We start from the raw sequence: 9562 nt of genomic DNA on the forward strand, positions 1-9562 counted from the left end.
GCGCCAGCGCCAGGCTACCCGCCTGACCATCGCAGTCTTTGGGCCAAAGGCCGCGCGCCCGCTCTGCGGCGACCGCGACATGGGACCGTCGCGACGTGTGATCAGGCCGCGAGAATCGTTTCCTGGTGGTTCATGAAGATGGCGAGGGCCGCCCCGATCAGCGCGATGACGCCCGCTGAAACGCACCAGGTGAGCCCGCGTTCGCGCCCTAGGTGGATGCGCCAGGCCGACCAGGCGGCCAGGACCATGGCGCATCCATCCATGGGTACCCCGATGAACAGCCCCACCCAGGGGAAAAGGGATAGGGCCAAACCAATCACCGACACCGCCAGAGACGCCAAGCCGACGGTGCTGACAGGCAGCGCGCCGGTAGCGTAATCGGGGATCCGGTAGGTGTCGAGTGGTTTCAGTTCGCGCCGGAATAGGTCCTCAGGTTGTGGCCGCCCCGGTTCCTCCTGCGGGTAACGGACTGAGCTCATGCAGCCCAAGCTACGTCGAAAATGTGATGTGGGTCACATTTGACTGTCCGTTGTTCACCAGATGAACGCTCCCCGGCCCGGCGCAGGCGGTGACGCCGACGCACGATGCCGTCCGCGCCGCCCCTGCCCGCCCTGGCCCGGGCGGTTGCTCAGTTGGGTTGGTTCGGGAGGAACGTGGGCACCTGCGGTTGGACCGGATTGGGCGGTGTGGCCTGGGGTTGGCCCGTGTAGAAGGGAGCGGCTTGCGGCTGCCCCTGATAAGGCGGCACCTGTGTCGGCTGCCCCGGATAGGGAGCCGCCGCCTGCGCCTGTCCTGGGAAAAGCCCCCCGGCCTGCGGCTGGCCGGTGAAGATCGGTGTGACCTGTGGCTGGCCTGGGAAGACGGCAGCGGCCGGCGGCTGGCCCGGGAAGATGGGAGCAGCTGGCGGCTGGCACGGGAAGACGGGTGTGGCCTGCGGCTGGCCCGGGAAAGACGGCGTGGTTTGTGCCTGACCTGGGAAGACGGGTGTGGCCTGCGGCTGGCTTGTGAAAGACGGCGCGGTCTGGGGCTGTCCCGGGAAAACCGGTGTGGCCTGCGGCTGGCCCGGATAGAGCGGCTGGAATTGCTGCGAGGAAGGAGCGAGCGGCGGCGGTTCCTCCACCAGGTTCGGGTTGAGCGGCGGCGGCGCCGGCCGCGACAAGGCCGCTGCGCCCTGCCAACTTGAGCCGACTCCGGCGGCCCACTGATCGGTCATGCCCGGCGCGGACGTCGGAGCCGGCCTCGGCCTGGCCGCCGCCTGCTTGGCCCCGGAGGCGGCGGCGAAGTAGCGGGGCAACCCGACCAAGAACCACAGTGCGCCCAACGCCATGGGATACCAGAAGACTTGGTACGTGCCGCCCGGCTCGACCTTCCAATACTGAACGGCTGTAACAGCTGCTCCCGCAACAAAAAACGCGCCAGCGGCGAGCAAGTTCTTCCGCGCCGCCACCACCGCGGTGGTTTGCGCGGGCGAATGGCTGCTCTTGATCCAAATGAAGATCGCGACGAGGAGGCACAGGACAGCCAGCGCGAGCAAACCGGTCCAAAGGAACCACCTGCGGTCCCCGGTCTTAATGGGGTGCGCTTTGACATATTCGTCAAAGTCGACTGCGGCCTTATCCATTCGGTCGCCGGCGGTCTCGACCTGATTGGCTGCGGCCACCAAAGCCGGATCGCCGGGCTGGGCGGCGATGGCGGCGCCGGCGGCGGCGCCCAAGGCGGACCAAGCGTCGGCCAACTCGTCCAACGCCATGGCAAGTTCGGTGATGCGCACGCCGAAGCCAACGTCCCCTGCGCCGTCGGCCAGGCGCTCCAAGTCGGCGGCGTAGCCGCGCACTTCTTCCGCCGTGGCTTCGATCTTGGCCGCGAGTTCGGGGCCCGTCAGGGTGTTGGGGTCCGCCTGGGCGTAGACCTCGAAGGCCTTCGACGCCTTTTCGACGGTGTCGATCACATCGTCAGCGGTGTTGGCGAAAGCCGGGCGGGCGGGGACCAGGACCCCCAAGGCGACGAACATGGCCAGGCAAGAAAACAAGAGGACTAGACGACGCATGATGACGACCTCCCTGGGGTATAGATGATCTGAGAGGAGCACGACACAACGAACGCAGACTACCGCAAAGTGCTTGCTCTGCGGGTTCTATGTCATTTCCGTTTGCCGCCTCAAGGCCTGCCGCCTGCCCGGCTCGGCCAATCGCCGGACCGGCGAAGGCTCGGGTCAGGGGACCGTGTCCGGCGGGTAGGTCTCGTAGACGAAGTCGATGTCTTTGTCGCCCCGGCCGGACAGGTTGACCAGGATCGACTGGTAGGGCTTCGACTTGGCCAATTCGACGGCGTAGGCCACGGCGTGAGCCGATTCGAGCGCCGGGATGATGCCCTCCAGCCGCGACAGCTGGTAGAAAGCGGCAATCGCGGCATCGTCAGTGGCGCCCACCGCGTGCGTGCGGCCCAGGGTCTTGTTCAGGAAGGCGTGCTCGGGGCCAACTGACGGGTAGTCCAAACCGGAGGCGACCGAATGCACGGCCGCCGGAGTGCCGTCCGGGTTTTCCAACAACACCGAGCGGAAGCCGTGCAGGTCGCCATCGTGCCCGTAGGTCAACGACGCGGCGTGCTGGCCCAGCGCCTTGCCGACCCCCAGCGGCTCGACCCCCCAAAGCTCGGTCGGGTCGTCGATGAAGGCGCTGAAAATACCCATCGCGTTGGAGCCGCCGCCCACGCAGGCCACCACGTGGTCCGGCAGCCAGCCGGTCATGGCCTGGAACTGCTCGCGGGCCTCGATCCCTACCACGGCCTGGAAGTCCCGCACCATCATGGGGAACGGGTGCGGGCCGACCACCGAGCCGATGCAGTAAATGGTGTTGACCGGGTCCTCCAGGTACGCGCCGAAGGCGCTGTCGACCGCTTCCTTGAGGGTGCGCTGGCCAGCGGAGACCGGCACCACCTTCGCGCCCAGGATCTTCATCCGGACCACATTGGGGTGCTCTTTGGCGATGTCGACCTCGCCCATGTGGATCTCGCACTCCAGGCCGAAGTACGCGGCGGCGGTGGCCAGGGCCACGCCGTGCTGGCCCGCCCCGGTTTCCGCGATCAGCTTCTTCTTGCCCAGGTAGGAGGCCAGCAGCGCCTCGCCCATGCAGTGGTTGAGCTTGTGGGCCCCGGTGTGGTTGAGGTCCTCGCGCTTCAAGTAGATGCGGCCGCCGCCCACCGCCTCGGTCAGCCGCTTGGCGTAGTAGACCGGGGTGGGGCGCCCTTGGAAGTGCTCGCGGATGTCGCGGAGCTTCATGATGAAGTCGTGGCTGTTGCCGATGGTCTGGTACGCCTCGTGGATCGACTCCATTTCGCGGGCCAGCGCCGGGGGCACCTCCGCGCCGCCGTACGGGCCGAAGAATCCCTTCGCGTCGGGGTGTTCGCGCAGGTAGGGCTTGGATTGCATGGGTCAGTGCCTTTCGGGTTCGTTGTCTTCGCCGTCGTCCTCGGCAGCGAATCGGCCTGAGGCCCGCTCGGCCGACCGCCCGGCCGCCGAATCGGGGGCGACCGCCTCGAAGTCGCGGTCGAGCAGTTGCTCGTTGATCTGGAGTTGGCGGCGTTTGACGTGGGCCACGTCGTCCAGCGCCACGTCCGATTGCTGGGCGGCCGTTTGCACGTGCAGCGTGCCCGCCCCGAGCAGCCGCTCGATGAAGGTCTGCTGGTAGGAGACCGCGTGCACCCGATCCATCGGGATGTCGCGGCCCTCCCGCTTGAAGACGCCCTCCCGGGAGATCAGGCGGTAGTTGGTCAGCGTGTCGGTGCGGCACGCCCAGCGGACAATCGGCGCGATGGTCCAAATCACCACCGCCGCCGCCGCCAGGGCCGCCACCGCCCAGCGGGCCCAGTTCCAGCTGTTCGCCTCCGGGATCACCTTCAACCAGAAGACCAGCCAGCAAGTCACCGCGACGATCAACACCAGCACCGGCGCGACCAGTACTTTCCAGTGGGCGCGGGCGTGGAAGATGACGTATTCGCCGGCGGCCAGTTCAGACGGATTGAATCCCATGGCCATAAGTCTGGCCGAGTACGGGACAATAGGCCAATGCGCCAGCGCACCGTCACGCTCTTGGGGTCGACCGGTTCGATCGGCCGCCAGGCCGTCGACGTCATCTCGCGCCACCCCGACCGTTTCCGGGTCCGGGTTTTGGCGGCCGGCGGGTCGCGCCCGGACGCCTTCGCCCGGCAAGTCGCGGCGCTCCGTCCCGCGCTTGTCGCTTTGCCAGCCGACGATGCCGTCGCCGCGGTCGAGGCCGAACTGGCCGCCTTGGGGGAGGGCTGGCCAGGCGGCTGTGAAATCGTGGCCGGACCGGTGGGAACCTCCATAATCGCCGGCAGCGGCACCGACGTGGTGCTGAACGGGATCACCGGCGCGGCCGGGCTGGAGCCAACGCTGGCGGCCCTGCGCGCGGGGTCCACGTTGGCGCTGGCGAACAAAGAGTCGCTGGTCATTGGCGGGGCGCTGGTCAAGAGCGCGGTCCAACGCGAGGGACAGATTGTGCCCGTCGACTCGGAGCATTCGGCGATCGCCCAATGCCTGAGGTCGGGGCGGGCCGGCGAGGTCGAGCGGCTCATCCTGACCGCTTCCGGGGGCCCGTTCCGGGGGCGCGGGCGGGCCGAACTGGCCGGGGTCACCCCGGCCCAGGCCCTTGACCATCCGACTTGGAAGATGGGGCCGGTGGTGACCATAAACTCCTCCACCCTGGTCAACAAGGCGCTCGAGCTGATCGAGGCGCACCTGTTGTTTGACGTGCCGCCGGACCGGATCGACGTGGTGGTGCACCCGCAGTCGATCATCCACTCGATGGTTCAATTCCGGGACGGCGCGATCATTGCGCAGGCCTCCCCGCCGGACATGCGCCTGCCGATCGCTTTGGCGTTGGCCTGGCCCGACCGCTTGGGAGACGTCATCAGCCCGGTCGATTTCGCGGGACAGTCGGCCTGGACCTTCGAACCGGTCGACAACCAGACCTTCCCGGCGCTGGACCTGGCGCGGCGGGCGCTGGCCGAATCGCCCCTGCATCCGGCTGTGCTCAACGGGGCCAACGAGGTTGCCGTCCAAGCCTTCCTGGCCGGCCGGATCGGCTACTTGGGGATCGTGGAGACGGTCGCCGAAGTGGTCGGCCGGTTCGTTTCCACACTGCCCCCAGGAAGGACCCCTACGCTAGACCAGGTGATTTGGGCCGACGGCTGGGCGCGCCAGGCGGCGTCCGCGCTAGTGGAGGGAACTGAAGCATGGCAGTAGCGACATTTGTGCTCGGGCTGGTCGTGTTCGTCGTGATCCTGATCGTGTCGGTCGCCTGGCACGAATTGGGGCACCTCATCCCGGCCAAGCTGTTCAAGGTGCCCGTTTCGCAGTACATGGTCGGTTTCGGCCCGACCGCCTGGTCAAAGCGCGTCGGAGAGACCGAATACGGCATCAAATGGATCCTGCTGGGCGGGTACATCCGGATGATCGGCATGTATTCCCCCAAGCGCTCGCCGCGTGCGGCCAAGACCGGTTGGCGGGCCAACTTGGCAGACGCGGCGCGGGAGGCCACCCGCGAGGAGTTGGCGGAAGCCACCCAGGAAATGGGGACGGTACCTGTTTCCGGCGAGCCGGAAACAGGTACCGTCCCCATTTCCGCTGGCGCCTCGGCGGCGGAACAGGGTGCTGGGACGGTGCGCACGGCATCGGGCAAAGGCGGTGTCGCCGCCGCGAGCGTGGCGGCGCGGGCCTACTACAACCAGTCGGCGCCCCGGAAACTGGTGATCATGCTGGGCGGCCCCACCATGAACCTGATCTTGGCGCTGTTCCTGGCGGTGCTGGCGCTCTCGGCCGTGGGTGTTTACCAGTATTCGACGGTGATCTCAAGCGTCACGCCATGCGTGACGGCGGACGGGACGGCGCCGGAGGAGTGCGGGCCGGACACTCTGACCACGCCGGCTCGGGCGGCGGGGCTGGAACCGGGCGACAAGATTGTGGGCTGGGACGGCCACCCGGTGCGGGACTGGGACGAGTTCCTGGGACTGGTGTCCACGGCGCCGGCCGAACCCACCGCGATCACCGTGGAGCGCGACGGCAGCCTGCTGGCGCTGACGATCACGCCATTGCGGGTGGGCGAGGGCACGGGCGCGGCCCGGTCGCTGGTCGGCGTCACCGCCGGTTCCCTGGAACTCGCCAAGAGGCCGGTCGCGGAGGTGCCCGGCGTGCTCTGGAACCAGATCGTGGCCTCCGTCAAGCTCTACGCCAACTTGCCGGTGTCCGTCTGGAACGTCGCGGTCGACCTGATTCAGGGCAACGAGCGGGACCCGAATTCGCCCACGTCGATCGTGGGGATCGCGCGGGTCTCCGGGGAGGTCGGGTCCATTCAGACGGACGACCCGTCGATCGACGAGAACCGGGTGCGCTGGGGCACCTGGCTGCAACTCGGCGCCTCTATCAACATCGCGTTGTGGCTGTTCAACTTGCTGCCGCTGCTGCCCCTGGATGGCGGCCACGTGGTCAACGCCCTCTACGAGGGCGGGCGGCGGACCTGGGCCAAGCTGCGGCGGCAACCCCTTCCCGGCCCGGCGGACTCAGCCCGCCTGATGCCGCTTACCTATGTGGTGGTGGGCCTGCTGATCCTCATGACCGTGATCCTGGTGGTGGCCGACGTGATGATGCCCTACCGCTACTGAGCTGCCGAACCCCGGCGGGCCGGCCTGGCATACTGTCATGGTGCCGGTTTCGCTGGGAATGCCTGAAGCCCCGCAGCGCCTCGCTCCGCGCCGCCCTTCGCGCCGCATCCGGGTTGGGAGCGTGCCGGTAGGGGGAGACGCCCCGATTTCAGTCCAATCGATGACCACCACTTTGACGGCGGACGCGGACGCGACACTGCGGCAGATCGCCGAGTTGACAGCCGCCGGGTGCGACATTGTCCGCGTGGCGGTGCCCTCCCAGGACGACGCGGACGCGCTGGGGATGATCGCGCGGCGCTCCACCATCCCCGTGATCGCCGACATTCACTTCCAGCCCAAATACGTTTTCGCGGCGATCGACGCCGGTTGCGCGGCGGTGCGGGTCAACCCCGGCAACATTCGGAGGTTTGACGACCAGGTCGGCGCGATCGCGCGGGCCGCGGCAGGCGCTGGCGTGTCGCTGCGGATCGGCGTCAACGCGGGCTCCCTGGAACCGTCCTTGCTGCAAAAACACGGCAAGGCAACGCCGGAGGCGCTGGTCGAGTCGGCGGTCTGGGAGGCCTCCCTGTTCGAAGAGGTCGGCTTCCACGACTTCAAGATCTCGGTCAAGCACCACGACCCGGTGGTGATGATCCAGGCCTACCGGCTGCTCGCCGAACGCGGCGACTGGCCCCTGCATTTGGGCGTGACCGAGGCGGGCCCCGCCTTCCAGGGCACGGTCAAGTCGGTGGCGGCCTTCGGCGCGCTGCTGGGCGCCGGAATTGGCGACACGATCCGAGTCTCCCTGTCCGCCCCGCCCGTCGAGGAAGTGAAAGTTGGGACGCTGTTGCTGCAGGCTCTGGGCCTGCGTAAACGCCAGTTGGACATTGTCTCTTGCCCGTCCTGCGGGCGGGCCCAGGTCGACGTGGTGACTTTGGCGGAACAGGTCACTGAAGGCTTGAAGGACGTTAAAGTGCCACTGCGGGTGGCGGTGATGGGGTGCGTGGTCAACGGCCCCGGCGAAGCCCGCGAAGCCGACCTGGGTGTGGCCTCCGGCAATGGCAAGGGCCAGATTTTCATCAAGGGGCAGGTGGTCCAGACTGTGCCCGAAGCTGAGATTGTCGACGTTCTCCTCAGCCGCGCCCGCGCCATGGCCGCCGAGGCCGGGGACCAGTCCGGCGCTGGTGGCGGAGTCCAGGTGGTCGTCGCCGGGGCGTAGGCACCACCGGCCGGCCCAATCGTCTTGGCGGCGGAGCGTAACGGCCCCGCAGCGCCCTGCGCTGGCGTGGGCCTTTAGTATGGCCGTGATGGCAGACACGCGGTTGCTCCGGCTGGGATCCTCCCGGCGCAGCCGTCCGCGCCTGTTGAGCCGCCCGGAGTACCCCGCCGCTTTGGCGTTCTGCCAAGCGCGCGGCGCCGACGGCGTGATGGTGGGGCACCGCTTGGCCGGGTCCATGTCCGTGTCCGCGAACGCCGGCGAGGTCTGGGCGCTGGAGCATCAGGGGTCCAGGCGGCCCGGACAGGCGCTGCGGCCCGAGCATTTGCGCGCCCTCGTGTGGGCGGTCGGCAGCTTGATGCCAGTCGGCGCGGATCCCGCGTCCGCCGCCACGTTCGTGCCCATGGTCCGCGACCGGGGCAACCGCTACACCTCAATGGTGGGCGATGCCGCCGTGATCGCCACGTTCTGGGACCAGTTGTCGCTGAGCTGGCCGCCAGCGCGCGCCTACCGCCGGGCCCAGCCGCTGATGGCGATTGGCGGGCCAGCCCAAGGCGCCCCGGACCCGTTGGTCAGGCCCGCCACTCCGGAAATGCTCGACGTGATCGTCCCCGCATGCCGCGCCATGTTCACCGAGGAACTTGGCTTCCCCCCGCCGGGCCCGGAGGGTGCCTACCGGGCGCACGTGGCCAGCCAGCTGTCGCGCGGCGCGCTGCTGGCACGGGTCGACGAAGCCTCCGGCGAGGTCTTGTTCAAAGCCGAACTCGGCGCCGAATGCGGCCGCTGGGTGCAGGTCCAAGGCGTGTGGACCAACCCCGCCTACCGGGGCCGGGGCATCGCCAAGGCCGCAATGGCCGCAGTGGTCGAGCACGCCCGCGCGCGTGGCCGCGACCGCGTTTGCCTTTACGTCAACGACTACAACGCCCCGGCCCTGGCGGTCTACCGGGCGGTCGGCTTCCGCCAAGTCGGCACCTGGGCCACAGTGCTCCTCTGAGCCAACCGCAGGCCGGGCCGGGGACTTGGCGGAACGGCATCGGTCAACTGCTGTCGCAATGCCGGGTGGGAGGCGTTATTCGTGACGGAGGGTGACTGCTTCGGTGCTTGGGGTCGCCAGCACGGCGGCCACCGCCAGGACCGCGGCTATGGCGATCGGCAGCACGGCGATCGGCGCGAAGCGGGCGAACAGGTAGGGGAGGGCCAGGTTGTCGTAATGCTCGTAGGCCACGGCCAGGATGATGGCGAGACCTGCGGCCACCAGCGGCGCGGGAAGGACGGCGAGCGCTATTTCGGCGCCGCGGGTGCGGGCGAGGGTTCCTCTGGCCATCCCCGCCACCACCAGCGCGTGGTCGGCGTGGCGTCGCTCCTCCTGAAGGGCGACCACGCCAACGCCCAGCGCGGCTGTCACGTTGACCAGCCCGATTGTCAAGGCGATCAGAACCAGGGCGCTCATGGCAGAGAAGGAAAACGCGCCCATCGGGTAGGAGCCGAAATCGACCCAAGGCAAGTCCCCGGCCGGGTCGGTGACTGATGCGGCGGCCACCGCGAAAGCGTCAGGCTGGCTAAGCACGAACGGGTGTGAGTCTCTTTTGTGTTGCTTTGGCGTTTGGGCTTGTCCGCGGCGTAGTCTGGGATAGAACATATCCCAGAGTGTGGAGGGGAGCCCATGACGCGCTTCGAGGACCAGACAAC

At 68.3% G+C, this 9562-nt stretch carries 9 protein-coding genes; 4 read left to right on the plus strand and 5 right to left on the minus strand.

What is annotated here, in order from left to right:
- Window positions 1-101: 101 nt before the first annotated feature.
- The 4 genes from LBC97_01165 to LBC97_01180 all read right to left on the minus strand — a co-directional run bounded on the left by LBC97_01165 (window position 102) and on the right by LBC97_01180 (window position 4027).
- Window positions 102-479 (minus strand): hypothetical protein, encoded by a 378-nt coding sequence (locus LBC97_01165; GenBank protein MDR2564670.1) that lies wholly within the window; start codon window positions 477-479, stop codon window positions 102-104.
- A 149-nt stretch (window positions 480-628) separates the two neighbouring features.
- Window positions 629-2047, minus strand: coding sequence for a hypothetical protein (locus tag LBC97_01170; GenBank protein MDR2564671.1), 1419 nt, complete (start codon window positions 2045-2047; stop codon window positions 629-631).
- A gap of 165 nt (window positions 2048-2212) precedes the next feature.
- Entirely contained in the window at window positions 2213-3427 is a 1215-nt protein-coding gene (gene trpB / locus LBC97_01175; GenBank protein ID MDR2564672.1) for a tryptophan synthase subunit beta, read from the minus strand.
- A gap of 3 nt (window positions 3428-3430) precedes the next feature.
- A complete protein-coding gene (locus LBC97_01180) occupies window positions 3431-4027 on the minus strand; it encodes a PH domain-containing protein (protein ID MDR2564673.1) in 597 nt (198 codons plus the stop codon).
- A 36-nt stretch (window positions 4028-4063) separates the two neighbouring features.
- Between LBC97_01180 and dxr the strand changes: the two genes are divergently transcribed.
- The 4 genes from dxr to LBC97_01200 all read left to right on the plus strand — a co-directional run bounded on the left by dxr (window position 4064) and on the right by LBC97_01200 (window position 8867).
- Window positions 4064-5263, plus strand: coding sequence for a 1-deoxy-D-xylulose-5-phosphate reductoisomerase (dxr, locus tag LBC97_01185; protein MDR2564674.1), 1200 nt, complete (start codon window positions 4064-4066; stop codon window positions 5261-5263).
- Window positions 5254-6678, plus strand: a complete 1425-nt coding sequence (locus LBC97_01190) for a site-2 protease family protein (GenBank protein ID MDR2564675.1) — start codon at window positions 5254-5256, stop codon at window positions 6676-6678. The genes dxr and LBC97_01190 overlap by 10 nt, the downstream gene beginning before the upstream one ends.
- Window positions 6679-6715: 37 nt before the next feature.
- Window positions 6716-7876 carry a flavodoxin-dependent (E)-4-hydroxy-3-methylbut-2-enyl-diphosphate synthase gene (gene ispG / locus LBC97_01195; GenBank protein MDR2564676.1) on the plus strand — a complete coding sequence of 387 codons (1161 nt, stop codon included), beginning with the start codon at window positions 6716-6718 and terminating at the stop codon, window positions 7874-7876.
- 88 nt (window positions 7877-7964) lie between these two features.
- Window positions 7965-8867, plus strand: a complete 903-nt coding sequence (locus LBC97_01200) for a GNAT family N-acetyltransferase (GenBank protein MDR2564677.1) — start codon at window positions 7965-7967, stop codon at window positions 8865-8867.
- Window positions 8868-8942: 75 nt separating this feature from the next.
- On the opposite strand, the gene LBC97_01205 is transcribed toward LBC97_01200, so the two are convergent.
- Window positions 8943-9440 carry a hypothetical protein gene (locus LBC97_01205; GenBank protein ID MDR2564678.1) on the minus strand — a complete coding sequence of 166 codons (498 nt, stop codon included), beginning with the start codon at window positions 9438-9440 and terminating at the stop codon, window positions 8943-8945.
- Between the last annotated feature and the right edge of the window lie 122 nt (window positions 9441-9562).

It is taken from the genome of Bifidobacteriaceae bacterium (assembly GCA_031281585.1).
Lineage (GTDB): Bacteria > Actinomycetota > Actinomycetes > Actinomycetales > WQXJ01 > JAIRTF01.